General features: G+C 74.3%; 24 protein-coding genes and 7 tRNA genes. 18 read left to right on the plus strand and 13 right to left on the minus strand.

What is annotated here, in order from left to right; translation table 11 throughout:
* Positions 1-88: 88 nt before the first annotated feature.
* Positions 89-511 carry a hypothetical protein gene (locus tag ACZ66Z_RS35115; RefSeq protein WP_469939925.1) on the minus strand — a complete coding sequence of 141 codons (423 nt, stop codon included), beginning with the start codon at positions 509-511 and terminating at the stop codon, positions 89-91.
* A 2-nt stretch (positions 512-513) separates the two neighbouring features.
* Entirely contained in the window at positions 514-876 is a 363-nt protein-coding gene (locus ACZ66Z_RS35120; RefSeq protein WP_469939926.1) for a hypothetical protein, read from the minus strand.
* Positions 877-1437: 561 nt separating this feature from the next.
* On the opposite strand from ACZ66Z_RS35120, the gene ACZ66Z_RS35125 reads away from it, so the two are divergent.
* The 8 genes from ACZ66Z_RS35125 to ACZ66Z_RS35160 all read left to right on the plus strand — a co-directional run bounded on the left by ACZ66Z_RS35125 (position 1438) and on the right by ACZ66Z_RS35160 (position 12451).
* Entirely contained in the window at positions 1438-2490 is a 1053-nt protein-coding gene (locus ACZ66Z_RS35125; protein WP_469939928.1) for a methionine ABC transporter ATP-binding protein, read from the plus strand.
* Positions 2487-3155 carry a methionine ABC transporter permease gene (locus ACZ66Z_RS35130; protein WP_469939930.1) on the plus strand — a complete coding sequence of 223 codons (669 nt, stop codon included), beginning with the start codon at positions 2487-2489 and terminating at the stop codon, positions 3153-3155. Before ACZ66Z_RS35125 ends, ACZ66Z_RS35130 begins: the two co-directional genes overlap by 4 nt.
* A gap of 92 nt (positions 3156-3247) precedes the next feature.
* The gene (locus ACZ66Z_RS35135) at positions 3248-4102 is read left to right on the plus strand and encodes a MetQ/NlpA family ABC transporter substrate-binding protein (RefSeq protein ID WP_469939931.1); all 855 of its coding nucleotides are present in this window, start codon (positions 3248-3250) and stop codon (positions 4100-4102) included.
* Between the two features lie 222 nt (positions 4103-4324).
* Positions 4325-4960, plus strand: coding sequence for a GNAT family N-acetyltransferase (locus ACZ66Z_RS35140; RefSeq protein WP_469939933.1), 636 nt, complete (start codon positions 4325-4327; stop codon positions 4958-4960).
* Between the two features lie 71 nt (positions 4961-5031).
* Positions 5032-6270, plus strand: a complete 1239-nt coding sequence (cbiE, locus tag ACZ66Z_RS35145; protein WP_469939935.1) for a precorrin-6y C5,15-methyltransferase (decarboxylating) subunit CbiE — start codon at positions 5032-5034, stop codon at positions 6268-6270.
* A 365-nt stretch (positions 6271-6635) separates the two neighbouring features.
* Positions 6636-10130, plus strand: coding sequence for a nicotinate-nucleotide--dimethylbenzimidazole phosphoribosyltransferase (gene cobT, locus ACZ66Z_RS35150; RefSeq protein WP_469939936.1), 3495 nt, complete (start codon positions 6636-6638; stop codon positions 10128-10130).
* Between the two features lie 159 nt (positions 10131-10289).
* The gene (gene cobA / locus ACZ66Z_RS35155; RefSeq protein WP_469939937.1) at positions 10290-11525 is read left to right on the plus strand and encodes a uroporphyrinogen-III C-methyltransferase; all 1236 of its coding nucleotides are present in this window, start codon (positions 10290-10292) and stop codon (positions 11523-11525) included.
* 107 nt (positions 11526-11632) lie between these two features.
* Positions 11633-12451 carry a TrmH family RNA methyltransferase gene (locus ACZ66Z_RS35160; protein WP_469939939.1) on the plus strand — a complete coding sequence of 273 codons (819 nt, stop codon included), beginning with the start codon at positions 11633-11635 and terminating at the stop codon, positions 12449-12451.
* Between the two features lie 12 nt (positions 12452-12463).
* Here ACZ66Z_RS35160 and ACZ66Z_RS35165 read toward each other — a convergent pair whose 3' ends face one another.
* The gene (locus ACZ66Z_RS35165; protein WP_469939940.1) at positions 12464-13651 is read right to left on the minus strand and encodes a serine/threonine-protein kinase; all 1188 of its coding nucleotides are present in this window, start codon (positions 13649-13651) and stop codon (positions 12464-12466) included.
* Positions 13652-14154: 503 nt separating this feature from the next.
* On the opposite strand from ACZ66Z_RS35165, the gene ACZ66Z_RS35170 reads away from it, so the two are divergent.
* The 3 genes from ACZ66Z_RS35170 (at position 14155) to ACZ66Z_RS35180 (ending at position 15894) form a co-directional block, all read left to right on the plus strand.
* Positions 14155-14319, plus strand: a complete 165-nt coding sequence (locus ACZ66Z_RS35170; protein WP_030691991.1) for a hypothetical protein — start codon at positions 14155-14157, stop codon at positions 14317-14319.
* 248 nt (positions 14320-14567) lie between these two features.
* Positions 14568-15545, plus strand: coding sequence for a phosphotransferase family protein (locus ACZ66Z_RS35175; RefSeq protein WP_469939980.1), 978 nt, complete (start codon positions 14568-14570; stop codon positions 15543-15545).
* Between the two features lie 67 nt (positions 15546-15612).
* Positions 15613-15894 (plus strand): TFIIB-type zinc ribbon-containing protein, encoded by a 282-nt coding sequence (locus tag ACZ66Z_RS35180; protein ID WP_030691993.1) that lies wholly within the window; start codon positions 15613-15615, stop codon positions 15892-15894.
* 54 nt (positions 15895-15948) lie between these two features.
* On the opposite strand, the gene ACZ66Z_RS35185 is transcribed toward ACZ66Z_RS35180, so the two are convergent.
* From ACZ66Z_RS35185 to ACZ66Z_RS35210, 6 genes are all read right to left on the minus strand, one after another.
* A tRNA-Val gene (locus tag ACZ66Z_RS35185) sits at positions 15949-16020 on the minus strand.
* A 29-nt stretch (positions 16021-16049) separates the two neighbouring features.
* A tRNA-Val gene (locus ACZ66Z_RS35190) sits at positions 16050-16121 on the minus strand.
* 27 nt (positions 16122-16148) lie between these two features.
* Positions 16149-16223, minus strand: a tRNA-Val gene (locus ACZ66Z_RS35195).
* Between the two features lie 34 nt (positions 16224-16257).
* Positions 16258-16329: transfer RNA gene (locus ACZ66Z_RS35200), tRNA-Val, on the minus strand.
* A gap of 1 nt (position 16330) precedes the next feature.
* Positions 16331-16404 (minus strand) — tRNA-Cys (locus ACZ66Z_RS35205).
* 39 nt (positions 16405-16443) lie between these two features.
* A tRNA-Gly gene (locus tag ACZ66Z_RS35210) sits at positions 16444-16516 on the minus strand.
* Positions 16517-16793: 277 nt separating this feature from the next.
* Here ACZ66Z_RS35210 and ACZ66Z_RS35215 point away from each other — a divergent pair.
* From ACZ66Z_RS35215 to ACZ66Z_RS35225, 3 genes are read left to right on the plus strand one after another with little or no spacing between them, the layout of a single operon-like run.
* A complete protein-coding gene (locus tag ACZ66Z_RS35215) occupies positions 16794-17861 on the plus strand; it encodes a chorismate-binding protein (protein WP_469939942.1) in 1068 nt (355 codons plus the stop codon).
* On the plus strand, positions 17858-18694 hold the full coding sequence (locus tag ACZ66Z_RS35220) for an aminotransferase class IV (protein ID WP_469939944.1): 837 nt from the start codon (positions 17858-17860) through the stop codon (positions 18692-18694). The genes ACZ66Z_RS35215 and ACZ66Z_RS35220 overlap by 4 nt, the downstream gene beginning before the upstream one ends.
* A 42-nt stretch (positions 18695-18736) precedes the next feature.
* Complete coding sequence (locus ACZ66Z_RS35225) at positions 18737-19576, plus strand: GNAT family N-acetyltransferase (protein WP_469939945.1); 840 nt, start codon at positions 18737-18739, stop codon at positions 19574-19576.
* Between the two features lie 12 nt (positions 19577-19588).
* On the opposite strand, the gene ACZ66Z_RS35230 is transcribed toward ACZ66Z_RS35225, so the two are convergent.
* On the minus strand, positions 19589-20104 hold the full coding sequence (locus ACZ66Z_RS35230; RefSeq protein WP_469939947.1) for a DsbA family protein: 516 nt from the start codon (positions 20102-20104) through the stop codon (positions 19589-19591).
* A 205-nt stretch (positions 20105-20309) separates the two neighbouring features.
* Between ACZ66Z_RS35230 and ACZ66Z_RS35235 the strand changes: the two genes are divergently transcribed.
* Entirely contained in the window at positions 20310-20717 is a 408-nt protein-coding gene (locus ACZ66Z_RS35235; protein ID WP_469939948.1) for a hypothetical protein, read from the plus strand.
* A gap of 122 nt (positions 20718-20839) precedes the next feature.
* On the plus strand, positions 20840-21004 hold the full coding sequence (locus tag ACZ66Z_RS35240; protein WP_177181792.1) for a hypothetical protein: 165 nt from the start codon (positions 20840-20842) through the stop codon (positions 21002-21004).
* Between the two features lie 29 nt (positions 21005-21033).
* Here ACZ66Z_RS35240 and ACZ66Z_RS35245 read toward each other — a convergent pair whose 3' ends face one another.
* Together ACZ66Z_RS35245 and ACZ66Z_RS35250 are read right to left on the minus strand one after the other, a co-directional pair.
* The gene (locus ACZ66Z_RS35245) at positions 21034-21591 is read right to left on the minus strand and encodes a CGNR zinc finger domain-containing protein (protein ID WP_469939950.1); all 558 of its coding nucleotides are present in this window, start codon (positions 21589-21591) and stop codon (positions 21034-21036) included.
* A gap of 192 nt (positions 21592-21783) precedes the next feature.
* Positions 21784-22197: an SsgA family sporulation/cell division regulator gene (locus tag ACZ66Z_RS35250; protein ID WP_015032345.1), complete on the minus strand. Its 414-nt coding sequence runs from the start codon at positions 22195-22197 to the stop codon at positions 21784-21786.
* A gap of 190 nt (positions 22198-22387) precedes the next feature.
* Here ACZ66Z_RS35250 and ACZ66Z_RS35255 point away from each other — a divergent pair, with 190 nt between their 5' ends.
* Entirely contained in the window at positions 22388-22810 is a 423-nt protein-coding gene (locus tag ACZ66Z_RS35255; RefSeq protein ID WP_469939952.1) for a TIGR02611 family protein, read from the plus strand.
* Between the two features lie 54 nt (positions 22811-22864).
* Positions 22865-22939, plus strand: a tRNA-Val gene (locus ACZ66Z_RS35260).
* Positions 22940-22988: 49 nt separating this feature from the next.
* Here ACZ66Z_RS35260 and ACZ66Z_RS35265 read toward each other — a convergent pair.
* Positions 22989-25562, minus strand: coding sequence for an SCO7613 C-terminal domain-containing membrane protein (locus ACZ66Z_RS35265; RefSeq protein WP_469939954.1), 2574 nt, complete (start codon positions 25560-25562; stop codon positions 22989-22991).
* Positions 25563-25575 lie beyond the last annotated feature (13 nt).

Raw genomic sequence — 25575 nt, forward strand, 5'->3', positions numbered from 1 at the left:
CTACGACAAGACCGCCACCATCTACCTCGCCGGACTCCACATCGCCGCCATCTTCATCTGGTCGGCGAGATGATCCGAAGGAAACGGCCTAGGCGGCCTTCGACCTCCGCAGCCACCAGATGCCGGTCAGCGGCAGCAGCACCGGGATGAAGACGTAGCCGTAGCCGAAGTCCGACCAGACCGTGGCGTCCGGGAAGGCGGACGGCTCCACCAGCGTCCAGGTCCCCACGACCAGCACGCCCGCGAGCTCGGCGGCGCAGCACACCAGCGCCGCCCTGCGGGCCTTCTCCCCGCCGCGCACCAGCGTGTACGTGATGAAGACGTAGACGACCGCCGCCACCGCCGACAGGCCGTACGCCAGCGGCGCGCGGTCGAACTCGGTGGCGATCTGGTAGATCGAGCGGGAGACCGCGCCGACCGACATCACGCCGTACAGCCAGACGAGCAGCATGCCCGGGCCGGTGACGAGACGGGTCTTCGCGCCCGCCGCCTTCTCCTGCGTCTCGGTCATGGTCAGCCCACCGTCCAGATGTCGTAGAGACGCACTTCGAGCACGGCCAGGACGACCGCGCCGGCCGCCACCGTCGCCGAACCCCACCGGCTGCGCTCCGCGAGCGACATGAAACCGGCGATGGGTACCGCGCACAGCGCGCCGAGCAGATAGGCGACGAAGATCGTCGCGCCCTCCTCGGCCTTCTCGCCGCGCGCCAGCTGCACGATGCCGACGATCAGCTGGACCAGGACGAGGAAGGTCACCACGGCCATGCCGATGAAGTGCCAGTCCTTGGTCGGCTGATCCCGGAAGGCGGCGAAGCCGCACCAGGCGGCGAGGGCGAGCGCGGCCACGGAGACCGCGACCGTCAGGGCGTCAAGCATGCGCCCGAGGGTATTACGGCCCGAACGCCCCGATGCGCTCGCCCCCCGCTCCCTCGCGGCCCCGTCCGCCACGTGGCCTTGGCCACATCCCGCGTCCCCCGGCGGTCCCCGTCACGACCGGAGCGGAGGCGGCGCGCGCCCCGCCGCGCCCGGGAAGGGGCGCCGCGAGCCGTCCCGCGCGTGTCCGCCTGGCGTCTCAGCGACGTCCGCTATTCGGACAGGGCGCTTCCCTTCGCAGCTGCGCATGTTTTACTTGCAGCCATGACCACGACGAGCAGCCGCACCCTTGCGACCGAGGCGAACACGACGCCCGGTGCTCGTTGTACGTGTCGAATGTGCGCCATCTGAGGGCCCCCGCCTGAGCCTCGCGCCCCGAAGCGAGACCCCGACGGCCGAGCCGATCCGCCCGCCACCCGGCGCCGGGCCGTGCCCGCCCCGCGCACCGCTGCCCACCGGCCACCAGCCGGCCGGAACAGCCCCCCGTGCGCCTGACTGTCCGAAGACGAATGCCCCGTGCGCGACGGACCCCGCGTCGCGCACTCGACAGTGACGGAAACCCCTGTGATCACCACTTCGGGCCTGACCAAGGTCTACGAGTCGCGCGGCCGGCAGGTCACCGCTCTGGACGGCGTCGACCTCCACGTCCGCGAGGGCGAGGTGTTCGGCGTCATCGGCCAGAGCGGCGCCGGCAAGTCCTCGCTCATCCGCTGCGTCAACCTCCTGGAGCGCCCCACCTCCGGCACCGTGACCGTCGACGGCGTCGACCTCACCGCACTGGCCGGGAGGGGCCGCCGCGCGGGCAAGGACCTGCGCCGGGCGCGCAGCAGCATCGGCATGGTCTTCCAGCACTTCAACCTGCTGTCCTCCCGCACGGTCAAGGACAACATCGAGCTCCCCCTGGAGATCCTCGGCGTCCCCGGCGCCGAGCGCTCCCGCCGGGCCCTGGAACTCCTCGACCTGGTCGGCCTCGCCGACAAGGCCAAGGCCTACCCCGGCCAGCTCTCCGGCGGCCAGAAGCAGCGCGTCGGCATCGCCCGCGCCCTCGCCGGCAACCCCAAGGTCTTGCTCTCCGACGAGGCCACCAGCGCCCTCGACCCGGAGACCACCCGCTCCATCCTCCAGCTCCTGCGCGACCTCAACCGTCAGCTCGGCCTCACCGTCCTGCTCATCACGCACGAGATGGACGTCGTCAAGACGATCTGCGACTCCGCCGCGCTCATGCAGAAGGGCCGCGTCGTCGAGTCCGGCACCGTCGGCGAACTGCTCGCCACCCCCGGCTCCCAGCTGGCGGCCGAACTGTTCCCGGTCAGCGGCGCCCCCACGGGCCCCGACCGCACCGTCGTCGACGTCACGTTCCACGGCGAGGCCGCGACCCAGCCGGTCATCTCGCAGCTCTCCCGCACGTACAACATCGACATCTCGATCCTCGGGGCGGCGATGGACACCGTCGGCGGGAAGCAGATCGGCCGGATGCGGATCGAGCTCTCCGGACGGTACGAGGAGAACGTCGTCCCGGTCGGCTTCCTGCGGGAGCAGGGCCTCCAGGTCGAACGCGTGGAAGACGACGCACAGCCGGCCGCCGCGCCCGTGCTGGTGAAGGAAGGTGCCAAGTGACCTGGTCGGAGATGCAGCCCCTCCTGGAGCAGGGCACCGTCGACACGCTCTACATGGTCCTGTGGGCCACCGTCGTCACCATCGTCGGCGGCCTGCCGCTCGGCATCCTCCTCGTCCTCACGGACAAGGGCGGACTGCTGCAGAACCGGCCGGTGAACAAGGTCGTCGGTGCGATCGTGAACGTCGGGCGTTCGCTGCCGTTCATCATCCTGCTGATCGCCCTGATCCCCTTCACGACCTTCGTCGTCGGCACCTTCATCGGCCCGACCGCGATGATCGTGCCGCTCGCCATCGGCGCCATCCCCTTCTTCGCGCGCCTCGTCGAGACGGCGATCCGCGAGGTCGACCACGGACTCGTCGAGGCCGTCCAGGCCATGGGCGGCGGCATCCCCACCATCGTCCGCAAGGTGCTGCTCCCGCAGGCCCTGCCCTCGCTGGTCTCCGCCGTCACCACCACCGTGATCGTGCTCATCGGCTACTCCGCGATGGCCGGCGCGGTCGGCGGCGAGGGCCTCGGCTCCAAGGCCGTCACCTACGGGTACCAGCGCTTCGACACCACGTTCATGCTGGTCACCGTCGTCGTCCTGGTCCTCGTCGTGACCGTCGTCCAGCTCATCGGCGACGGGGTCGTCCGACTCCTCGCCCGCCGGGGCCGTACCGCGTAACGCCCCCCGGCCACCCCAGACTTCGATTTTCGAAGAACAGCCCGGACTTGTTGTCCAGGCGTCCACCGCTCCACCGGAAAGAGGCACTCTTCGTGCGCAAGAACATCAAGCTCACCGCCGGCGTCGCCGCCACCGCCGCCCTCGCCCTCGGCCTCACCGCCTGCGGCACCTCTTCGGACCCGTCCTCCGCCAAGGACTCGGCCGGCGCCGCCGACAAGCCCCTCGTCGTCGCCGCGTCCCCGACGCCGCACGCCGACATCCTGAACTTCGTCAAGGACAACCTGGCCGAGAAGGCCGGTCTGAAGCTGGAGGTGAAGGAGTTCACGGACTACGTCCTGCCGAACACCGCCACCGAGACCGGCCAGGTCGACGCCAACTTCTTCCAGCACAAGCCGTACCTCGACGACTTCAACAAGAAGAACAACACCCACATCGTCCCGGTGGTGAACGTCCACCTGGAGCCGCTCGGCCTCTACTCCAAGAAGGTCACGTCGGTGAAGGACATCAAGGCCGGCCAGACCGTCGCCGTCCCCAACGACACCACCAACGAGGGCCGCGCGCTCCACCTCCTCGCCGACAACGGCCTCATCACCCTCAAGTCCGGTGTCGGCACCGACGCCAAGCTCTCCGACATCACCGACAAGAAGGGCCTGGAGTTCAAGGAGCTGGAGGCCGCCACCGTGCCCCGCGCCCTGAACGACGTGGACGCCGCCGTCGTCAACGGCAACTACGCCATCGAGGCCGAGCTCTCCCCGGCGAAGGACGCCCTCGTCCTGGAGAAGGCGGAGGGCAACCCGTACGCCAACTTCCTCGCCGTCAAGGCGGGCAACGAGAAGGACGCCCGCGTGCAGAAGCTCGCCGAACTCCTCGACTCGCCCGAGGTGAAGAAGTACATCGAGGACACCTACAAGGGCTCGGTCGTCCCCGCCTTCGGCACCGCCCAGTAAGGCCCACCGGACGAGATCCCCGTCCGAGGGGCCGTCAGACCGGCTCCCCCGTACAGTCCTCGGGCAGAAGGCCCCCGCACCCCGTCCGGTGCGCGGGGCCTTCGCCGCGCCCGCCCCCCTCACACCCCCGGCACACCCGACCCGGCCATGCGCACCGGCGGTCGCATGCTGCATGCTGTGCGTTCACGGTCGATTCGGACGGTCCACGGCATGGAGCTGAGCATGACTACCACCTTCCCGGACATCTCCATCAACACGGACCGGCTGGTGCTGCGCGCGCTCGAGGAGACGGACGCCCCGGCCCTCGCCGAGATGATGAACGACGAGATGGTGGCCGCCTGGACGGCCGTGCCCCAGCCCTTCACCGAGACCGCCGCACGCCACTGGATCACCGAGTACGCCCCCGCCGAACGCACCGCCGGCCGGGGCCTCGACCTCGCCGTCACCGAGTTCCTGACCCAGCGCCTCGTCGGCGTCGTCCAGTTGAGCAAGACCGACTGGCGGGTCCGCTCCACCGAGATGTCCTACATCGTCGCCCCCTGGGCCCGCGGCGAGGGCTACGCCTCCGAAGCCGCGCTCGCCACCGCCCAGTGGCTCTTCGGGGACCAGCGGTTCGAGCGCCTCGAACTGCGCACCGCCGCCGACAACACCGCCTCCCAGCAGGTCGCCCAGAAGATCGGCTGCATCAGCGAAGGCGTCCTGCGCAACGCCTGCATAGCCCGCACCCGCACCGAGGACGGCAGCTGGACCGAACTGCGCACCGACTTCATCGTCTGGGGCCTCCTCCCCGAGGACCTCGACGGCGTCGCCGACCAGATGGCCGAGGCCGGCTACTCCTCCTACACCGACTGGAGCTGAGCTCCCGGGACGATCCCGGGGTAGGCTCGGCACGCCCCCGACCTGCGACGACACCAGGGAGACAGAGGACGATGGCCGACCGTGTCACGGTGATCGGCTGGGACGGCTCGCCCCTCACCGCGGCGGCCCGGTCCGCGCTCTCCGCCGCCACCCTCGTGGCCGGCGCCGGCCACCACCTGACGCTGCCCGAGGTGCCGCCGGACGCCGAGCGCATCCGCCTCGGCAGCGTCGACCTCGCCGCCCGCCGCATCGCCGGCCACCGCGGCACCGCCGTCGTCCTCGCCGACGGCGACCCCGGCTTCTTCGGCGTCGTCCGCACCCTGCGCGCCCCCCAGCACGGCCTGGAGGTCGAAGTCGTCCCCGCCGTCTCGTCGGTCGCCACCGCCTTCGCGCGCGCCGGCATGCCGTGGGAGGACGCCCGGATCGTCGCCGCCCACCAGCGCACCCTGCGCCGCGCCGTCAACGTCTGCCGCGCCCACCCCAAGGTCGCCGTCCTCACCTCGCCCGGCGCGGGACCGGCCGAACTCGCCCTCCTCCTCGACGGCGTCCACCGCACCTTCGTCGTCTGCGAGGAGCTCGGCACCGACCGCGAACAGGTCTCCGTCCTCACCTCCGACAAGGCCGCCGACCACACCTGGCGCGACCCGAACGTCGTCCTCGTCATCGGCGGCGCGCCCGGCGGCACCCCCGCCGCCCCCTGGCTGATGGGCCGGGACCCGGCCGCGCGCACGGTCCGCGGCTGGGGACTGCCCACCGAGGAGTACGACTCCGAGGGCGAGGGCCCCGGAACCGGACCGGTCCACACCGGCGCGGGCGCGGACCCCGCCCTCCGAGCCGCCCAACTGGCCCGCCTCGGGCCCCGCACCGGCGACCTCGTCTGGGACATCGGCTGCGCGGGCGGCGCCTTCTCCGTCGAGGCCGCCCGCTTCGGCGCCGCCGTCATCGCCGTGGACCTCGACCCGGCCGCCTGCGCCCGCGCCGAACGGGCCGCCCGCCGCCACGGGGTCCTCCTCCAGACCGTCCCCGGCCGCGCCCCGCACGTCCTGGAGAGCCTGCCCGAACCCGACGTCGTACGGATCGCGGCCGGTGGCGTCCCCGTCGTCACCGCCTGCACCGACCGGCGCCCGGAGCGCATCGTGGTCCACGCCTCCACCCGGGACGAGGCGGAGGCGATCGGCACCGCCCTCGCCGACGGCGGCTACGTCGTCGAGACCGTCCTCCTCCAGACCGTCGGACTCGACCCGGACGACTGGTCGGAACGCGAGCGCTCGGTCGTCTTCCTGCTGTCCGGACGCAGGGCGAACTCCTAGGACCCGCCGGTCGGGCCGGGCTCGCGGCTTCCCGGGCCCCGCCGGGGCCCCACCCGCGACCGGCCCGCTCCGCCGGGGCAGGGTAGGCTGGCCGATTGTTGTACCGCACCGGAACGTTCGGCAGTCTGTTCGCCAATGTCCCGAATGGGTGGCCCTTTTGTGTCACTGATGTGGTAGTCGACAAGGGGGGACCGCGCGACGTGGCGCAGTCCACAGCGCACCGTGGCAGATCTCCCTGCCACGATGGCCGAAGGCCGCGACAATGTGTGGGTGTCCGCGCGTGTTTCGTGCCGCGCGGCGCGCGCGCTCGTTCTTGTCGACGGGCGCAGGTCTGAAGGAGCACAAGCGATGGGCGAGGGGTACGCATGACGGACACCGGCCAGGTCCCGGGCGAGGGGCTGCCGGAGAACGCAGGCACGGTCGAGCAGCCGGGCATCCCCGCCCCGGACGCCTACACCTTCCTGGACCCCTCCGGCCACACCACCGAGGACGACGACCTGCTCCTGATGCCGGGCGCCCAGGGCGCCTGGAGCGAGCACCCGCCGGGCGTCGCGCCCGCGCCGCCGGTCGCCGTGCCGGCCCCGCCCGTCGTCCCCGACCAGGGCGTGCCGCACCCGACCGCCCCGGAGGCGCAGGCCCCGACGGGCGACCCGCTCACCGACCCGCTGCCGGACCCGCTCACGGGCCCGCTCCCCGACGGGGTCGCGCTCGCCGACGTGCTGACCGCCCCGCAGGGCCACACCCCGCCGCAGGGCGTGCCGCTCGGCACCCCGGCGCACGGCGTCCCCGTGGCCACCGGGCACGGCTACGAGCCCGGCATCCTCGACACCGGCGCCCACGAGGCGGCCGGCCGCGACTCCGGCTCCGTCGACCTCGGCGGCGTCCGCATGCCCCAGCAGGCCACGGCCCCGACCCCGCCGCCGGCCCGCCGCCCGCTGCACATGGGCCCGCCGGTGCCCGACGCCGGCGGCGGCGTCGTGCTCTCCCTCGCCGACCGCGGCCCGGCCACCGCGCCCGCTCCGGCCCCGCAGCCCGTGCCGGCCCCCGAGCCGGTCGTGGCCACGGCCCCCGCCCCGATGCCGGTGCGGAACCCGGGCCCGCCGACCACCGGCCCCGAGTACTTCGAGATCGCGCAGGACCAGCAGCTCGCCCCGCAGGGCGCCGAGCCGTGGGTCGCGCAGCCGCAGCAGGAGCCGGCCGCACCGCAGGCACCCGCAGAAACGGTCGTCCCGCCGACGGCCCAGTTCGTCCAGGTCGAGGGCTCCGTCCCGACGACCCCGCACCTGGCCCCGGTCCCGGCCGCCGAGACCGCCCCGGCCGAGGAGCTGCCGCAGCCGGCCGAGCCCGTGGCGGAGACGCCCGTGGAGGCCGCGGCGGAGGCCCCGGCCGACGCGGTCGAGCCCGCAGAACCCGCCGAGCCCGCCGTGGAGCCCGTGGCGGAGGTCGTGTACGCCCCGGCGACCGTGCCCGCGCCCCGCGAGGGCGAGCCGGTCGCCGAACCGGCGCAGGTCCCCGAGCCGCAGGCGGCCGAGGCCGTCGCCGAACCGGCGCAGGTGGCCGAGCCCGTCGCCGAGGTCCCGGCCGAGCCCGCGCCCGAGGCCGTGGAGCCCGTGGAGGAGCCCGCCCCGACCCAGCCGGTCGAGCCCCGGGCTCCCGAAGCCGCGCCCGCCGAGGTCCAGGCCCCCGAAGCCGCGCCCGCCGAGGTCCAGGCCGAGCCCGTTCCCGTCGAGGTCCCGGCCGAGCTCGCGCCCGAGGCCGTGGAGCCGGTCGCGGAGGTCCTCGTGGAACCCGCGGTCGAGCAGGTCGTCGAGCAGCCCGTCGTCGAGGCCGTCGACCACCCCGTCGTCGAGGCCGTGGCGGAGGCCCCGGCCGAAGTGCCCGCCGAGATCCCGGCGGAGGAGCCGGTGGAGGCACCGGCGGAGGCCGTGGTCGAGGAGACCCCCGTGGCCGCGGAGGAGCCGACCGCCGAGGAGCCGGCCGCCGAGGCCGCACCGGCGCAGGAGGCCGTGGCGGAGGCCCCGGCCGACGACCGGCCGGAGTCCCGCCCCGTCCCGCCGACGCCCGTGGCCCCGACGCCCGGCTCCCCGGCCGGGGAGCAGCCGGAGGAGCAGACGGAGACGCGCCCCGACACCCCGGCCCCGGGCTACGACGACGCCGAGCGCGAGGCCGTCCTCCGCGTGATGCGCGAACGCCGCGACATCCGCAACGGCTTCCGCTCCGACCCGATCCCGCACGAGGTGCTGCTCCGCGTCCTGGAGGCCGCGCACACGGCCCCCAGCGTCGGCCACTCGCAGCCCTGGGACTTCGTCGTCATCCGCTCCGCCGAGACCCGGCAGACGATGCACGAGCTGGCCCTGCGTCAGCGCAAGGCCTACGCCAAGTCGCTGCCGAAGGCCCGGGCGAAGCAGTTCAAGGAACTGAAGATCGAGGCCATCCTCGACACCCCGGTGAACATCGTCGTGACCGCCGACCCCACCCGGGGCGGCCGCCACACGCTGGGCCGCTACACGCAGCCGCAGATGGCCCCGTACTCCTCGGCGCTCGCCGTCGAGAACCTCTGGCTCGCGGCCCGCGCCGAGGGCCTCGGCGTCGGCTGGGTCAGCTTCTTCGACGAGCGCGAGATGGTCCGTGCGCTCGGCCTTCCCGAGCACCTCGAAGTGGTCGCGTACCTCTGCGTGGGATACGTCGACGAGTTCCCCGAGGAGCCCGAGCTGATGCAGGCGGGCTGGTCCAAGCGCCGCCCGCTGGCCTGGGTCGTCCACGAGGAGACGTACGGCCGCCGCGCGCTGCCCGGCGAGGAGCCGCACGACCTGCTCCAGGAGACCGTCGCGAACATCCGCCCGCTGGACGCCAAGGCGCTCGGCGAGGCGTGGGAGCGGCAGAAGCGCATGACCAAGCCCGCCGGGGCGCTGGGCATGCTGGAGATCATCTCCGCGCAGCTCTCGGGTCTCTCCCGCGTCTGCCCGCCCCCGGTCCCGGAGCCGGCCGCCGTGGCGATCTTCGCCGGCGACCACGGTGTCCACGCCCAGGGCGTCACCCCGTGGCCGCAGGAGGTCACCGGCCAGATGGTGGCCAACTTCCTCGGCGGGGGAGCGGTCTGCAACGCCTTCGCGAACCAGGTGGGCGCCGAGGTCTGCGTCATCGACGTGGGCGTGGCGTCGGAACTCCCCGCCACCCCGGGCCTCCTGCCCCGCAAGGTCCGCCCGGGCACGGGCGACTTCACCACGGGCCTCGCGATGACCCGCGAAGAGGTGCTGGCCGCGATCGAGGTGGGCATCGAAACGGCCCGCGACCTGGTGGCGGCGGGCAACAAGGCACTCCTCACCGGCGAGATGGGCATCGCGAACACCACCGCGTCCGCCGCGCTGATCTCGGTCTACACCGGCGCGGACGCCGCCGAGGTCACGGGCCGGGGCACCGGCATCAACGACGAGACGCACGCCCGCAAGGTGGACGTGGTCCGGCGCGCCCTCGACCTGCACAAGCCGGACCCGGCGGACCCGATCGGCGTCCTGTCGGCGGTCGGCGGCCTGGAGCACGCGGCCCTGGTGGGCCTCGTCCTGGGCGCGGCCTCGCTCCGTACCCCGGTCATCCTGGACGGCGTCTCCACGGGCGCGGCGGCCCTCGTCGCCCGCGCCATCGCCCCCGAGTCGCTCGCGGCGTGCATCGCGGGCCACCGCAGCGCCGAGCCGGGCCACGTGGCGGCCCTCAACAAGCTGGGCCTGCGCCCGCTGGTCGACCTGGACCTCCGCCTCGGCGAAGGCACGGGCGCACTGCTGGCCCTGCCCCTGGTCCAGAGCGCGGCCCGGGCGATGCACGAGGTGGCCACGTTCGACTCGGCGGGAGTCACCGAGAAGTAGGGCCGCGGCGCGTCACACGCCCCCCGCCCACCGGCGGGGGGACGACCGTCACACCCTGCAAACCCCAGGTCACGGCTATCGTGATCGTGCACGAGCCGCTCCACCGCCGCAGCGGCACCCTCGCCCGCACCGCCCCGCTCTCCGAGGAGCCGCTCACCCATGGCCGAGAAGAACGCCGAGCACCCCGCCTACCCCGTCGGACTGCGCCTCGCAGGCCGCCGCGTCGTCGTCCTCGGCGGCGGCCAGGTGGCCCAGCGCCGGCTCCCGGCCCTCATCGCCACGGGTGCGGACATCACCCTGATCTCCCCGTCGGCGACCCCGTCCGTGGACGTGATGGCGGAGACGGGCGAGATCACCTGGGTCAGGCGCCGGTACGAGGACGGGGACCTGGCCGACGCCTGGTACGCCCTGGTGGCGACCACGGACCCGGTCGCGAACGCCGCCGCGTCCGCCGAGGCCGAGCGGACCAGGACCTGGTGCGTGCGCGCGGACGACGCCGAGGCGGCCACGGCCTGGACCCCGGCGACCGGCAGGGACGCGGGCGTCACGGTGGCGGTGCTCACCGGCCACGACCCCCGCCGCTCCGCCGCCGTGCGCGACGCGATCGTCGAGGGCCTCCGCGACGGCTCGATCGCCGCTCCCGCGCACCGCTCCCGCACCCCCTTCGTCGCCCTGGTGGGCGGTGGCCCCGGCGACCCGGACCTCATCACCGTCCGGGGCCGCCGGCTGCTCGCGGAGGCGGACGTGGTCATCGCGGACCGGCTCGGCCCCCGCGACCTCCTGGACGAGCTGCCGCCGCACGTCGAGGTGATCGACGCGGCGAAGATCCCGTACGGCCGCTTCATGGCCCAGGAGGCCATCAACAACGCGCTCGTCGAGCACGCCAAGCAGGGCAAGTCCGTGGTCCGCCTCAAGGGCGGGGACCCGTTCGTCTTCGGCCGGGGCATGGAGGAGGCCCAGGCGCTGCTCGCCGAGGGCATCGCCTGCACGGTGGTCCCGGGCATCTCCAGCTCGATCTCGGTCCCCGGAGCGGCCGGCATCCCGGTGACGCACCGCGGGGTGGCCCACGAGTTCACGGTGGTCAGCGGCCACGTGGCCCCCGACGACCCGCGCTCGCTGGTGGACTGGGCGTCCCTGGCGAAGCTCACGGGCACGCTGGTCATCCTCATGGGCGTCGACAAGATCGGCAGGATCGCCGAGACGCTGATCGCCCACGGCAAGTCCCCTGACACCCCCCTGGCCCTGGTCCAGGAGGGCACGACGGCGACCCAGCGCCGGGTGGACGCGACGCTGGCGACCGTCGCGGAGACGGTCAGGGCCGAGGAGGTCCGCCCGCCGGCGGTCATCGTCATCGGCGAGGTGGTCACCGAAGGGCCCGACAGACTGACGAAGTAGCCCCACCCCTCCGCACGACGACAAGCGCGCGACCGGGAGCGACCGGACGACGGCCCGCCCCCGCCGCGCACATTGGCACCACACCCCGGACAAGGCAGTATCACCTCGTGGCCGAACTCATCACGATCGACGACCCCGACGACCCGCGCCTGCGCGACTACACCGGCCTGACCGACGTCGAGCTCCGCCGCAGGCGCGAGCCGGCCGAGGGCCTGTTCATCGCGGAGGGCGAGAAGGTCATCCGCCGCGCCAGGCAGGCCGGGTACGAGATGCGGTCGATGCTGCTCTCCGCCAAGTGGGTGGACGTCATGCGGGACGTCATCGACGAGGTCCCGGCGCCGGTGTACGCGATCCAGCCGGACCTCGCCGAGCGCGTCACCGGCTACCACGTGCACCGGGGCGCACTGGCCTCGATGCAGCGCAAGCCGCTCCCGGAGGCCGCCGAACTGCTCGCCGGCGCCCGCCGGGTGGTGATCATGGAGTCGGTCAACGACCACACCAACATCGGCGCCATCTTCCGCAGCGCCGCCGCCCTCGGCATGGACGCGGTCCTGCTGTCCCCGGACTGCGCGGACCCGCTGTACCGCCGCTCGGTGAAGGTCTCCATGGGCGCGGTCTTCTCGGTCCCGTACGCCCGCCTGGACACCTGGCCCCGGGGTCTGGAGGCCGTACGGGAGGCGGGCTTCAGGCTCCTCGCCCTCACCCCGGCGGAGAAGGCGACCTCGATCGACGAGGCCGCCCCGCACCGCCTGGACCGGGTGGCGCTGATGCTCGGGGCGGAGGGCGACGGCCTGTCCACGCAGGCCCTGCGCGCCGCCGACGAGTGGGTCCGCATCCCGATGGCCCACGGCGTCGACTCGCTCAACGTGGGCGCGGCGGCCGCCGTCGCGTTCTACGCGGTGGCGACGGGCCGCCCGGAGTCCTGAGACCCGGCGGTCCTACCCCTGCAGGGCCTGCGCGGCGGCGATCCCGAGGGCCACGACGAGCGTCACGACCACGAAGACGAAGAGCCGCTGCCGCAGCAGCCGGGGATTGGCGGGCCGGCGCCCCGTCGAGGTGGAGCGGGCGCCGGGCCGGGTCCCGGGACGGGACTGCGGTCCCCGCGAGCCACCGGTCCGGGGCCCCGCAGAAGGCCGGGACGAGGGACCGGCCGCCCGTCCCCGTTCCGTACCGCGCTCGGCGCCCCGCTCACGCTCCGGGCCGCGTCCGGGCACGTCCCGGTCGGTGTACCGCTCGGTGGGCCGGACGGCGCTCCGCTCCTCGACGCGCTCCCGCTGCGCCGGCGGCCGGGAGGCCGGCAGCCCCTGGGCCTCGCGCGCCGCGATCTCCTTGAGCCGCATCGACAGCTGGAGGGTGCTGGGACGGTCCTCCGGGTCCTTCGCGAGACAGGCCCTGACGAGCGGTGCCAGCGCGTCCGGCACCCCGTGCAGCTGGGGCTCCTCGTGCACCACGCGGTAGAGCATGACCTCGGAACTGCCGTGCCCGAAGGGGGAGTCGGCCATCGCCGCGTACGCCAGGGTGGCGCCGAGCGAGAAGACGTCGGTGGCCGGGGTGACGGCCGCGCCGCGCACCTGCTCGGGGGCGAGGAAACCGGGTGAGCCGACGGCCGTGCCCACGTGGGTCAGGGTGCTGGCCCCGGTGGCCCAGGCGATGCCGAAGTCGATGATGCGGGGGCCCTTGGGGGAGAGCAGGATGTTCGAGGGCTTCAGGTCACGGTGGACGACCCCGGCCTCGTGCACGGCGACGAGGCCCTCCGAGAGCGCCGCCCCGATCGAGGCCACGTCGGCGGCCCGCAGCGGACCCTCCTCGGCGACCCGGTCGTGCAGCGAGGGGCCGGGCACGTACTGGGTGGCGAACCAGGGGCGGTCGGCCTCCAGGTCGGCGGCGACGAGCCGGGCCGTGCAGCCGCCGCGGATCCGCCGGGCCGCCGACACCTCACGGGCGAACCGCGAGCGGAACTCCTGGTCCTCGGCCAGGTCGGGCCGGATCACCTTCAGCGCCACCCGCTGGCCGCGCCGGTCGGACCCCAGGTACACGACGCCCATCCCGCCGGCCCCCAGCCTGCGGTGGAGCCGGAACGACCCGACGATCCGCGGATCCTCGCGCCGGAGCCGCATCATCGCCATGTCCGTCCCCTCGTCCGTTCGACGTGGCACAGCTTACGTAGTGGCGCCCGTACGCGCTCATAGGCCGCGCCCTCGCACCGGGATCGATTGTCAGTGCTGAGGGGGAGACCGGGAGACCGGAGGCAACCGGGGGAGGTCCCAACCCCCCTGCCGGGGAACCCACTTGAGGTGCGGGTGCGGGTGCGGCCGGACACCCCGGAGGGCGCCTCCCGGGGCCGCCGGACCGGGCCCGCCCGCCCGGCCGCGCACCCGGCGCCCGGGGAAGTGAGCGATGTCACTCGCCCACCGCCCCCTCCGGGAAGACCCCGGCTTCCGGACCGCCGTCTCCACCCAGGGGAGTACGTCGCACGGGCGGGCGTCATCCTCCGGGAGGCCCGGAAGTCGGTACGCGGGCATGACGTCCCGGCGCCTCCCGCTCCCTAGTGTTGAGGTCATGCGGCGGGTGCAGCACTCGTCCCCCGAGGTCACGCACCCGCCGCGCCCGACACGACAGGAGAGGAACCATGGCGTACACGGCACCGCGGACCACCCGGCCCTCCGGCCGCCGTCACCCCCTGGTGGCCACCGCCATGGTCCTCCCTCTCGCGGCCCTGCTCGTGGTCGTCTTCGGCGGCTGGGAAGCGGTGGTCACACAGGCGTCGTCCGTGGGCGTGATGCTGGGGCGCTGAGCGGCGCCCCGGACCCGGGAGAGCGGCCCGGGTCGGGACATCCGGCCATCAACCCCGTGGGGACGGGGGTGCGGCGGACGGCAGCGTGGGGCCGGTCAGCTGGGGAGCTGACCGGCCCTCGCGCTTTCCCGGAAGGCCGGCCGCCCAGCGGGCGGCAGCCGACTTTCCCGGAAGAGCCGGCCGTCCACCGGGCGGCAGCCGGGCGAGCGGCCACCCCGTACGCTCCCGGAGTGGCCCCAGCACCCCCGATACCCCCGACGTCCGCTCCGCCCCCCGCGCCCGAGGGCCGAGCCCCGCTCCACCGCCTCGCCGCCCTCGCGCACGCCGCCGCCCACCCGTCCGGCGGGCCCTGCCGCTGCGCGGGCGCCCTCGTCGGGGTGCTGGCCGACCGGGACGACGGGACCGTCGTGCGGCACGGGGACCTCGTCGCCAAGGCGCACGCGCCCGGCACCGACCCCGAGGCCCATCGCGCACGGCTCGCGCTGGCCGCGCACCAGGACGTCGACGGCGTCTTCCTGCCGCCCCTCCCGCCGGAGCCCGACGCGCTGGACGGCCGCCCGGTCACGGTCTGGCCGTACGGCCCGCCCGTCGACCCGGAGAACCCCGACGCCGCACCGTGGGAGGAGGCGGCGCGGCTCCTCGCCCTGCTGCACCGCACCCCGCCCCCGCCCGGCTGCGCCGGCCGCCTCCCGGACATGCGGGCCCCGGAGAAGGCGGCCCTCGCCGTGGGGCGGATGCGCCGCACGGCTCCGGACCACCCGGCGACGGCCACGGTCCTGGACGCCTGGCGGACGGTTCCCGAGGGTCCCGCGACGGCGCACCGGCTCCTGTGCCACGGCGACTTCCACCTCGGCCAGCTGGTCCGCGCCGTCCGCCCCGAGGCCCGGGGGGACACCGGCGGCGACGCGCCCTGGCGGCTCATCGACATCGACGACCTCGGTCTGGGCGACCCCGCGTGGGATCTGGCCCGGCCCGCCGCCTGGTTCGCCGCCGGCCTCCTGCCGTCCGAGGTCTGGACCCGGTTCCTCGGCGCGTACCGGGAGGCGGGCGGTCCCGCCGTGGACGGGGAGCCCTGGGACCGACTCGACGTGCCCGCCCGGGCGCTGACGGTCCAGACCGCCGCGCTGGCCCTGGCCAAGTCCACGGACGAGCGCCGGCCGCTCGACGAGGTCGAGGAAGTGATGATCGACACCTGTGCCCGCATCGCCGGACACCGAACCGGGTAGGCCCTTCCGGCGTCCACGTAAGGTGAAGCCACCATTCGAACGGCGACGTCAGGGAGTTGAGCCGAGCATGCAGTGTCCCAAGTGCCATGCGGCCATGCACACGTACAACCGCAACGGTGTCCAGATCGAGCAGTGCAGCGGTTGCCGCGGCATCTTCCTGGACTACGGCGAGCTGGAGGCCCTGACCCGCCTGGAGTCCCAGTGGGTCCAGCAGGCCCCGCCCGCCCCGCCGGCGTACCCGGCGCAGCCCGCCCCCGCCGCGCCCGCCTGGGGCGCCCCGCACCACGGCGGCCACCACGGCGGTCACTACCGCAAGGGCGGCTTCGGGCGGATGCTCTTCTCCTCCTGACCGGGACGCGAAGAAGCCCCCGGCCGCGAGCTGCGGCCGGGGGCTTCTTGACGGTGCGCGATACTGGGATTGAACCAGTGACCTCTTCCGTGTCAGGGAAGCGCTCTCCCGCTGAGCTAATCGCGCGGGTACACCCGAGGGGTGCCTGTGCTGTGTGCGCGATACTGGGATTGAACCAGTGACCTCTTCCGTGTCAGGGAAGCGCTCTCCCGCTGAGCTAATCGCGCGGGCGCACCCGAAGGGCGCGTGAACTGTGGTGCGCGATACTGGGATTGAACCAGTGACCTCTTCCGTGTCAGGGAAGCGCTCTCCCGCTGAGCTAATCGCGCGGGGGATCCGAAGATCCAGGACCCGGGGGTCCAGTGGACGATACTGGGATTGAACCAGTGACCTCTTCCGTGTCAGGGAAGCGCTCTCCCGCTGAGCTAATCGTCCTTGGAGGTGGAGACGGGATTTGAACCCGTGTAGACGGCTTTGCAGGCCGTTGCCTCGCCTCTCGGCCACTCCACCAGGAGTGAATACGGGGGTTCGGGAAGATCCCCCACATCGAGCGGACGACGAGATTCGAACTCGCGACCCTCACCTTGGCAAGGTGATGCTCTACCAACTGAGCCACGTCCGCTTGTCGTTTCCGTTCCGCTTGCGCGTCCCGGCGACGTGTTGAACTCTAGCGGATTCCCGGGCCAGTACAAAAACGCGTTTCCGCAGCGTGCTGACCTGCGAGCCCTTCCCCGTACCCCGCCGGGCCTCCCGGAGGGTTCGCGCGGCGTTCACCCGCCGTGTCCCCGGGGTGGCAGGGAGCCTCCGTCGGGCGCCCTCCCGTGCCCCGCCCCGTGCGCCCCTCGCGCCCCGGCGCCCACGATCCCGTGCCCCCGCCCCGCCGGACCTAGACTCGATGCGTGCACGACCTCGCTCCCCTGGCCCGCTTCGGCGGCCTCCTCGCGACCGACCTCCGGGACGTCACCCATGATCCCGGGGCGCTGGACTCCGCGGGCTTCTGGGCCGTCTGCGCGGACTTCGAAGGGCGCCTCACCTGCGCGCGCTTCGGAGACGTCCGGCCCGACCCGGTCCCCGCGCCCGCCCCGGGCGCCTGGCGCGGACCCGCCGCCGGTGACTGGACGTCCTCGCTCGACCGCGCCGCGTACACGGCGGGCGTACGGCGGGTGCGCGAGCACATCGCGCGCGGCGAGGTCTACCAGGCGAACCTCTGCCGGGTGCTGACCGCGCCGCTGCCGGACCCGGCCACCGCCGACGTCGACGCCCTCACCGCGCTCCTGGCCCGGGGCAACCCCGCCCCCTACGCCGGGACGATCCGGCTGCCCGCCCACGGCGTGGAGATCGCCACCGCCTCCCCCGAGCTCTACCTGCGCAGGGGGGGCGCCCTGATCTCCTCGGGTCCCATCAAGGGGACCGGGCGCACCGCCGCCGACCTCCTGCCCAAGGACCACGCGGAGAACGTGATGATCGTCGACCTGGTCCGCAACGACCTGGGCCGCGTCAGCGAGACCGGCACCGTCGCGGTCCCCGAGCTCTGCGCCGTCGAGGAGCACCCCGGCCTCGTCCACCTGGTGTCCACGGTCACCGGACTGCTCCGCGAGGACGCCGGCTGGCCCGAGCTGCTCGCCGCCACCTTCCCGCCCGGCTCCGTCACCGGCGCGCCCAAGTCCAGCGCGCTGCGGATCATCGAGGAGCTGGAGACCGCGCCCCGGGGGCCGTACTGCGGGGGCATCGGCTGGGTCGACGCCGACGCGGGCACCGCCGAGCTGGCCGTGGGCATACGCACCTTCTGGATCGACCGCCCCGAGGGCGTGCTCCGCTTCGGCACGGGCGCCGGGATCACCTGGGGCTCCGACCCGGAGAGGGAGTGGGAGGAGACCGAGCTGAAGGCGGGCCGGCTCGTCGCGATAGCGTCGGGCGCCTACGAGTCAGGCGCCTGTGAGGCGAGCGGAAAGGCCACTTCTCGATGAAACTCTGGGTCAACGGCGGGCTGCACGACGCGGAGACCGCCCGGGTCTCCGTCCTGGACCACGGACTGACCGTCGGCGACGGCATCTTCGAGACGGTCAAGGCGGAGCGTGGAGAAACGTTTGCTCTCACGCTCCACCTGGAGCGGCTCACCCGCTCCGCCCGCGGCCTCGGCCTGCCCGACCCCGACCTCGACGAGGTCCGTCGCGCCTGCGCGGCCGTCCTGGAGGCCAACCCGATGGAGCTCGGCCGGCTCCGCATCACGTACACCGGCGGGCTCTCCCCGCTCGGCTCGGAGCGCGGCGACGCCGGGACGAGCCTGGTCGTCGCCCTCGGCGAGACCGGCCGCCGCCCCGACTCCACCGCCGTGATCACCGTCCCCTGGACGCGCAACGAGCGCGGCGCCCTCACCGGCCTCAAGACCACCTCGTACGCCGAGAACGTCGTCGCCCTCGCCAGGGCGCGCGAGCAGGGGGCCTCCGAGGCGCTCTTCGCCAACACCGTGGGCCGGCTCTGCGAGGGCACCGGCTCCAACGTCTTCGTGGTCGTCGACGGCGAGGTCCTCACCCCGCCCGTCTCCTCCGGCTGCCTCGCGGGCATCACGCGCGCGCTCGCCGTGGAGTGGACCGGCGCCGAGGAGACCGACCTGCCGCTGGACGTGCTGGAGAGCGCCGACGAGATCTTCCTGACCTCGACCCTGCGCGACGTCCAGGCCGTGCACCGGGTCGACGGGCGCGAGCTCACGGGCGCGCCCGGCCCCGTCACGGCCAAGGCGATGCGGGTCTTCGACGAGCGGGCGGCCGCGGACCGCGACCCGCGGCTCGCATCGACGTAAATCCGGATGACGGACGGCGGCGGGGTGGGTAGAACACCCGTGATGACCACCACCCTGCGGCCGACCGAGCCGCTTCAGCAGTCCGCCGACGGCGGCCGTTCCCGCACCTTCGACATCTGCGTGAACAGCCGGCGGGTCGGCTCCGTCCGCCTCGCCACCGATCCGGCCTTCGGCGCCGCCTCCGGACTGATCGAGCGCCTGCGGGTCGACGAGCCCGACCGGGGCCGCGGCCGGGGCACGGTGGCGGCGCTCGCCTCGGAGGAGGTGCTGCGCGCCTGGGGCTGCGGCGAGGTGCAGGTCTCGGTGCCCGCGGAGGCGGAGGCCGCGCTGCGGATGGCCCGCTCGCTCGGCTACGCGGAGCGCAGCCGGAACATGGTCAAGGAACTGGCCGCCGAGCCGCCGGCCCTGCCGGAGGGCGTCGAGGTCCGGCCGATGGACGAGGCCGAGTACGCGGAGTGGGAGGCGCGGGCCAAGGAGGGCTTCGCGCGGAGCTGGATCGACCGGGGCGTCCCCGGGGACCAGGCCCGCGCCAAGGCCGAGGACAGCCACCGCAGGTACCTCCCGGAGGGCCTCGCCTCTCCCGGCGTCGCGATCCACGTGGTCGTCCGGGACGGCCGGCCGGCCGGCTTCCTGTGGACCGGCCGGATCGAGCTCGAACCGGGACGGCGGGCGGCTTTCGTGTACGACATCGAGGTCGACGCGGAGCAGCGCGGACGCGGATACGGGCGGGCGCTCATGCTGCTCGCCGAGCGCGTCGCGCGCGAGGCCGGCGAGGACCTGATCGGACTGCACGTCTTCGCGGGCAACGCCCCGGCGCTCCGGCTCTACGAGTCGCTCGGCTACCGCACGACGTACGTCAACAGCGCGAAGTCCCTGCTCTGACCGCGCGGACGGTCAGGCTCCCAGCAGGCGGTCGGCGATCGTCTCGATCCGCTCCCGCAGGCCCTCCTGGCTCCGGCCGCCGTCCAGGCGCTCGCCGCCGATGACGTAGGTCGGGGTGCCGGTGACCTTGATCGCCTTGCCCTCCGCCTCGTCGGCGTCCACGGTCAGCAGGTGCCGGCCGTCGATCAGCGCGGTGTCGAACTCCTCGGCGTCCAGGCCGAGCCCGGTCGCCACCTCCAGGAGGACCGGCTCGCCGCGCTCGCCGAGCTCGGCGGTCCTGGCGAGCAGCGCCTCCGCGTACGGCCAGCCCCGGCCCTGCTCCACGGCCTCCTCGGCGGCCTGGGCGGCGGCGTACGCGTGCTTGTGCTTGGCCAGCGGGAAGTGGCGCAGCTGTACGTCGAGCCGGTCGCCGTACTTCTCGCGGAGCGCGCGGACGTCGTCGAGCGCCCGGAAGCAGTCGGGGCACTGGAGGTCGAACCACGCCTCCAGGACGACGGGGGAGGCGGGTGCGGTGGTGGAGTCGTTCATGGCAGCAGTCTCCCTCACCGGGGCCCCGGGGCTCGCCGGGGTCATGAGCTCACCGGGATCCGGGCCGTCCCGGCCGGGACCCGAGGGGGAGGGCCCGTCCGGGACGACCCGGAGATCTCCCTGAGACCGGGCCCGTGGCATGGCCCCGGGCCGTCCCCGCGGTGCAGGATGGAAGGGACGTACCGCCCGGCACCTGGAGGACCGCATGCTCGCCGAGACCATCTGTTCCGCGGTGTCCGCGGCGGGCCTGGGCATCGCCGCGATTTCGGCGTACCGGAAGCGGTTCCTGTCCGCCGCCCGGATCGCGGCCTACGCCCTGGTGCCGCTCGGTCTGGTGATGACGGGCGCGGTCGAGTGGATCGCCGACACGGCCTTCAGCCCGGTGGCCTGGGCCGGATTCGGCGTGCTCGGCGCCGCCTGGCTGCTCTTCCTGTCCACCCGGGCCGTGGAGCGGCGCCGGGCCGGCCGTGGGGTGACCGCCGGGGGAGCCGAGCCGAGAGCCGTGGCCCCGGCGGCGCCCTCCCGCACCGTGGCGGCGGAGCCGCGGGCCGGCCGGTCCACCGGCGAGGACTTCAGCGACATCGAGGCGATTCTGAAGAAGCACGGAATCTGATCACTTCTGGCGGTTCCGGTGTCCGTCCCCTTTCCGCGAACCACGGGAAGGGGTGAACGGCCCCCGCGACGGGGCGTGTTGCGGGATTCGCCGGACGCGGGGTGCGTCATCATCCCCCCGAGATGCTGGATACCTCGCGGGAGCCCGTGCCCGCCGCCACCGACGCCCCCGCCGAAGAGCCGCGCGGCTGCCTGTTCGCGCTCTCCCAGCCGCCGCTGATGATCTTCCTCGGGGTGATCGGCTGTCTGCTGCTGATGGCCGCGGTGCACGACCTCTTCGTGCTCTGATCCGTGCTCCGCCCCCCGGGCGGGGGCGGTCAGCCCGCGGCCTCCTTGCGGCGCGCCCGGTACGCGGCGACGTGCAGACGGTTGCCGCAGGTGCGGCTGTCGCAGTACCGGCGCGAGCGGTTGCGCGAGAGGTCCACGAAGGCCCGGCCGCAGTCCGGCGCCTCGCAGCGCCGCAGCCGCTCCTGCTCGCCCGCCACGACGATGAACGCCAGGGCCATGCCGCAGTCGGCCGCGAGGTGGTCCGCCACCGAGGCGCCCGGCGCGAAGTAGTGCACGTGCCAGTCGTAGCCGTCGTGGTCGGTGAGCTGGGGAGTGGTGCCCGCAGCCGCCACCAGCTGGTTGATCAGGGGGGCCGCGATCCGGGCCTCGGGGGCGGAGAAGACCGCCGCGAACTTCTCGCGCACCTCGCGCACGGCGCGCAGGTCGTCGGCACCGAGCTCGCCCACGCCGCTGACCTTGTGCGCGCGCAGGAAGTCGTGGAGCTCCGGGAGGCCCGCGAGCTCGTCGGCGCGGTCGCCCCGGGGCGCGGTGTTCATCAGATCGACGACGGTGTCGAGGGCGATCCGGGTGTCGTGGGGGATCAGCACGATTCGCTCCCTGGCCGGCCGCGGGCGGGCGCCCGCGGAATGGCGCTGACTTTAGCGCGCTCCGGAAGACGACACCGGCGCCCACCACCGCGCCGGCTGCGCGGTGGTGGACGCCGGATCTCGTGCCTATGTGACTGTCCGCGCGGCGCCGTCTCCCCGAGTCGGACGGCGCCGTGCGGCTTTCGGCCTGGCTCAGCTGTCGGCCAGGATGTGGGAGAGCTCCGTGTCGAGGTCGAAGTGCCGGTGCTCGGTGCCCGGTGGCACGGCGGCGTCGGTCCTCTTCAGGAACGACTCCAGGGCCCTCGCCGGGGCCTCGAGCAGGGCTTCTCCCTCGGGGGAGCTCAACGCGATGCAGACGACTCCCTGACCGTGGCTGCGGGACGGCCAGACGCGGACGTCGCCCGTGCCGGTGGGCCGGTGCAGCCCCTCGGCGAGAAGGTCGCGGGCGAAGACCCACTCGACCGTCTCCTCGGCTCCGGTGTGGAAGGTGGCGTGCACGGCATACGGATCGGCCGTGTCATACCGCAGGCCCGCGGGTACAGGCAGTGAGGACTCGCTCGACACAACGAGGCGCAGGTGCAGCTCGCAGCTGACCGTGGTGTTCATAAGCGCCAGGGCCTTTCGCTCAGTGTGCGCTCGGGGATTCGCACGTCGGCGAAATCGACATGCCACCTCCGGTGGCGTTGTAAACCCCTCTGTCGTTTTTGTGGTTGTTCAGGTAGCTCGTACGGGGGCGTGTGACCTGCGGTAATACCGCCATTCCGGTGGGAGCTCCCCGTCCGGTAGGTTGGGGGGCATGAATGCGGAGAGTGACGAGCGCACCGGGGAGTCCGCAGACGGCCAGGAAGCCGAACTGGGATCCCGCGCACCGGAGTTCATCAAGTCCCGGCGGGGCCTGCATCTGAGCTGGCAGGTCGGGGTCTTCGTCGTGGGACTCGCCGTGGTCGGCGCCGGAGTGGTGATGCTGCCCCTCCCGGGGCCCGGCTGGCTGGTCATCTTCGGCGGCATGGCGATCTGGGCGACCGAGTTCGTCTGGGCCCAGCTGGTGCTCCGCTGGACCAAGCGCAAGGTCACGGAGGCCGCGCAGCGCGCCCTCGACCCCCAGGTCCGCCGCCGGAACATCATCCTCACCACCATCGGTCTGGTGATCGTCGCCGCCCTGCTGGGCGTCTACCTCTGGAAGTTCGGCTTCGTCATGCCGTGGAAGATCGACGAGTGACCTTCCGACGGTTCGGAAGCACCGCTGACATGCGGTAATGTTTGCGGTGCGCCGGGGCGATTAGCTCAGCGGGAGAGCACTTCGTTCACACCGAAGGGGTCACTGGTTCGATCCCAGTATCGCCCACCACCCGGCCCGAAGGCCCGGAGACGGAAACCGTCTCCGGGCCTTCGGCGTCTCACCGCATCCGCCCGAGCCGCTCCCGCAGCCTCCGGGCGTCCCGCAGCCGCTGCTCGTACGTGGCGCCCGCCGCGAGCAGCAGCAGCCCCGCCAGGGCCGGCGGCAGCCAGCGCGGCAGCGCGCCCACCACCTGCACCACGTACGGCGCCAGCTCGTGCAGCCCGTCCAGGGCGAGCACCGCGCCGCCCAGCACCAGGAGCGCCTGGAGCCGGAAGCGGGCGCCGAGGAGCGTCACCACGAGCGCCGCGACCCCCAGGGCCAGCGGGCGCGCCCACTCCGGGTCCACCCAGGCCGCCGACAGGCTCGGCAGCAGCGTCACCGCCAGACCGGGGCCGTACGCCGTCCAGGAGGAGGCCTCCGGGTCCCGGCGTCGCCGCAGGAACCCGACGACCAGCGCGGGCGCCGTCACCGGCAGCGTGTACGCCTCCGGGGTCGTCACGTCCCAGACCGCCAGCCGCACCCACGTGGCGAGCAGGAACAGCACCGCCGCCGTCCACGAGGCGAACCGCCGCCGCTCGGGCCGGACGGCCGTGGCCGCCGCGATCACCCCGCCGAGGGCCAGCGCCAGCGCGAGGAACGCGGGCCGGGACGCGGCGGTCCCGAGGGCGAGCAGCCCCACGGCCCCTCCCGTGACCTCGACCGCCAGGGCCACCGGGCGCGGCGCCCTGGAGCCGAGCGCGGCGGTCGCCGCCGGGACGAGCAGCAGCGCGAGCGCCGTCCAGCGGTCCTCGAACCCGCCGGCGGCCGCCACCGCGCACACGAGCCCCGTCGCCGCGAGGACCGCGCCGCAGGCGGAGACCACCCGGCGCGCGTCCGCGCCGAACACCGCGACCCCCGTGAGGAGCGCGAGGACCGCGCCGAGGGCGACGAAAGTGGCGCCCCGGACGTCCAGGGCGAGCGCCACCGCGCCCACGGCGGAGGCGACCCCGCCGGCGTACGCGGTCCACCCGAGGACGGTCCCGGACTCCGGGACCGGCTTCCGGGGCGAGGAGGGCGCCCAGGCGGACCAGGGGGTCCCGGCCCCGGAGGCCCGGGGCGCGGCCGTCTCCGGGGAGCCGTGGTGGCCGGCCGGAACGGCGGCCGGGGGCAGGCCGCGCGTCAGCGGGCCCGGGCGGACCGCGATCCACAGGGCCGTCGCCGACGTCAGCAGCTGGAGGGCGAGCGCCGCCGCGTACGGCAGGTCGAGGGAGACCGGCAGGGCCGTGAGCAGCGCCCAGGCGAGGGCGAGGGCCCCGCACCGGGCCCAGAGGCGGGGGAGGGCCGCGAGAGCGGCGACGGCCGCCGCGAGGACGAGGAGGGCCGTCGCCGGGTAGGAGGCCAGGGCGCGCGCGGTGTGCTCGCCCGACCAGACCTCGGTCGTCCGGGCCACCGGCCGGAGGAGCCCCGCCACCACCGGCGGCAGCGCCCACACGACCCCGAGGGCCGCGACACCGGCACCCGCACCGGCCAGACCGAGCCGTATCCCGTGCGGCACGCGCCCACCGAAGCCGGCCGGACCGGACTCCGGGCCGGCGGCCGCCGGGGCCGATTCCGTTCCGGCCGGGGCCGTCGGCCCGGACCCCGCGGCGTGCGGTCGGCCGCCGTCGGGCTCCGGCGCGCCGCCGAGGAGCCACACCGAGGCCAGGGCCAGGGCACAGAGGACGTACCCCGGCACCGTCCAGTCCGCCGGGAGGGCCGCGCGCAGGAGGCCGCCCGAGGCCGCCAGGGTCGCCAGGCCCGCGACCGCCGAGGCCGCCGCCGCGAAGGCGGGGGCGCGCCGGGCCGCGTACAGGACGACCGCCGCGCCCGTGAGGAGGAGCGGTGCGCCGCTCCACGGGGAGACGAGGGAGAGCCGGCCGCCCGTCAGCAGGGCCCAGCCGCCCAGGACGGCCGCGGCCGTGCCCGCCGTGATCCGGACCGACGCCGGCCGGGTCCACAGCGCGAGCGCCGTGTCCGCCGTCGCCGTCAGGAACGCCGCCCACGCGAGGGCGGTCGGCCCGCCGCCGGCCGCGAGCACGCCCAGCGGCAGCGGCAGCTGCGCCGCGACCACGGCCACCGACAGCGGGATCCGCAGCCGGGACAGGGCCGAGCCGTACGCCGTCCACGCGCCCGCGAGGACCGCCGACGCCACCGCCGCGTACCCCAGGCCGTCCGTCTCCGGCAGCGCCACCCGGTGCAGCGCGTACGCGTCGAGCACCATCAGGGCGAGCCCCAGCGCCGCCACCGACTCGGCCGTCGACGCCAGGCCCTTGCGCAGCAGCGCCACCGGCGCCGCGAGCGCCGCGCCGGTCACCACGGCCAGCACCGTCGCGCGGGCGCCGATCCCCATCGAGCCCCAGCTCACCAGGGTGAAGGCGACCGCCGCGATCGTCAGCAGCGTGCCGCCGAGCGTCAGCAGCACGTTCTGCGCGCCGCGGGGCGACGAGTCCGCGACCGGCGGTCGGGAACCGGGCGGGGCCGCCGCGACCGGCGGGTACAGCACCTGGACCAGCCAGGCGCGGCGGGCCAGCAATCGGGACCGGCGCGCGTCGAGTCGGGCCAGCTCGCGGTCGACGAGCACCAGCTCTTCCGCGGGCGGCAGGGAGTTGTCCATCCCCGGAGTGTGG

The sequence above is a fragment of the Streptomyces sp. NPDC107498 genome (genome assembly GCF_055582805.1).

What these genes read in the sequence shown, in the direction of transcription:
- ACZ66Z_RS35255 (WP_469939952.1), top strand. Translation starts at nt 22,388, where the DNA reads ATGAATGCGGAGAGTGACGAGCGCACCGGGGAGTCCGCAGACGGCCAG.
- ACZ66Z_RS35230 (WP_469939947.1), bottom strand. Translation starts at nt 20,104, where the DNA reads ATGAACGACTCCACCACCGCACCCGCCTCCCCCGTCGTCCTGGAGGCG.
- ACZ66Z_RS35120 (WP_469939926.1), bottom strand. Translation starts at nt 876, where the DNA reads ATGCTTGACGCCCTGACGGTCGCGGTCTCCGTGGCCGCGCTCGCCCTC.
- ACZ66Z_RS35250 (WP_015032345.1), bottom strand. Translation starts at nt 22,197, where the DNA reads ATGAACACCACGGTCAGCTGCGAGCTGCACCTGCGCCTCGTTGTGTCG.
- cbiE (WP_469939935.1), top strand. Translation starts at nt 5,032, where the DNA reads ATGGCCGACCGTGTCACGGTGATCGGCTGGGACGGCTCGCCCCTCACC.
- ACZ66Z_RS35165 (WP_469939940.1), bottom strand. Translation starts at nt 13,651, where the DNA reads ATGGCGATGATGCGGCTCCGGCGCGAGGATCCGCGGATCGTCGGGTCG.
- ACZ66Z_RS35235 (WP_469939948.1), top strand. Translation starts at nt 20,310, where the DNA reads ATGCTCGCCGAGACCATCTGTTCCGCGGTGTCCGCGGCGGGCCTGGGC.
- ACZ66Z_RS35265 (WP_469939954.1), bottom strand. Translation starts at nt 25,562, where the DNA reads ATGGACAACTCCCTGCCGCCCGCGGAAGAGCTGGTGCTCGTCGACCGC.
- cobT (WP_469939936.1), top strand. Translation starts at nt 6,636, where the DNA reads ATGACGGACACCGGCCAGGTCCCGGGCGAGGGGCTGCCGGAGAACGCA.
- cobA (WP_469939937.1), top strand. Translation starts at nt 10,290, where the DNA reads ATGGCCGAGAAGAACGCCGAGCACCCCGCCTACCCCGTCGGACTGCGC.
- ACZ66Z_RS35115 (WP_469939925.1), bottom strand. Translation starts at nt 511, where the DNA reads ATGACCGAGACGCAGGAGAAGGCGGCGGGCGCGAAGACCCGTCTCGTC.
- ACZ66Z_RS35240 (WP_177181792.1), top strand. Translation starts at nt 20,840, where the DNA reads ATGCTGGATACCTCGCGGGAGCCCGTGCCCGCCGCCACCGACGCCCCC.
- ACZ66Z_RS35170 (WP_030691991.1), top strand. Translation starts at nt 14,155, where the DNA reads ATGGCGTACACGGCACCGCGGACCACCCGGCCCTCCGGCCGCCGTCAC.
- ACZ66Z_RS35220 (WP_469939944.1), top strand. Translation starts at nt 17,858, where the DNA reads ATGAAACTCTGGGTCAACGGCGGGCTGCACGACGCGGAGACCGCCCGG.
- ACZ66Z_RS35225 (WP_469939945.1), top strand. Translation starts at nt 18,737, where the DNA reads ATGACCACCACCCTGCGGCCGACCGAGCCGCTTCAGCAGTCCGCCGAC.
- ACZ66Z_RS35180 (WP_030691993.1), top strand. Translation starts at nt 15,613, where the DNA reads ATGCAGTGTCCCAAGTGCCATGCGGCCATGCACACGTACAACCGCAAC.
- ACZ66Z_RS35140 (WP_469939933.1), top strand. Translation starts at nt 4,325, where the DNA reads ATGACTACCACCTTCCCGGACATCTCCATCAACACGGACCGGCTGGTG.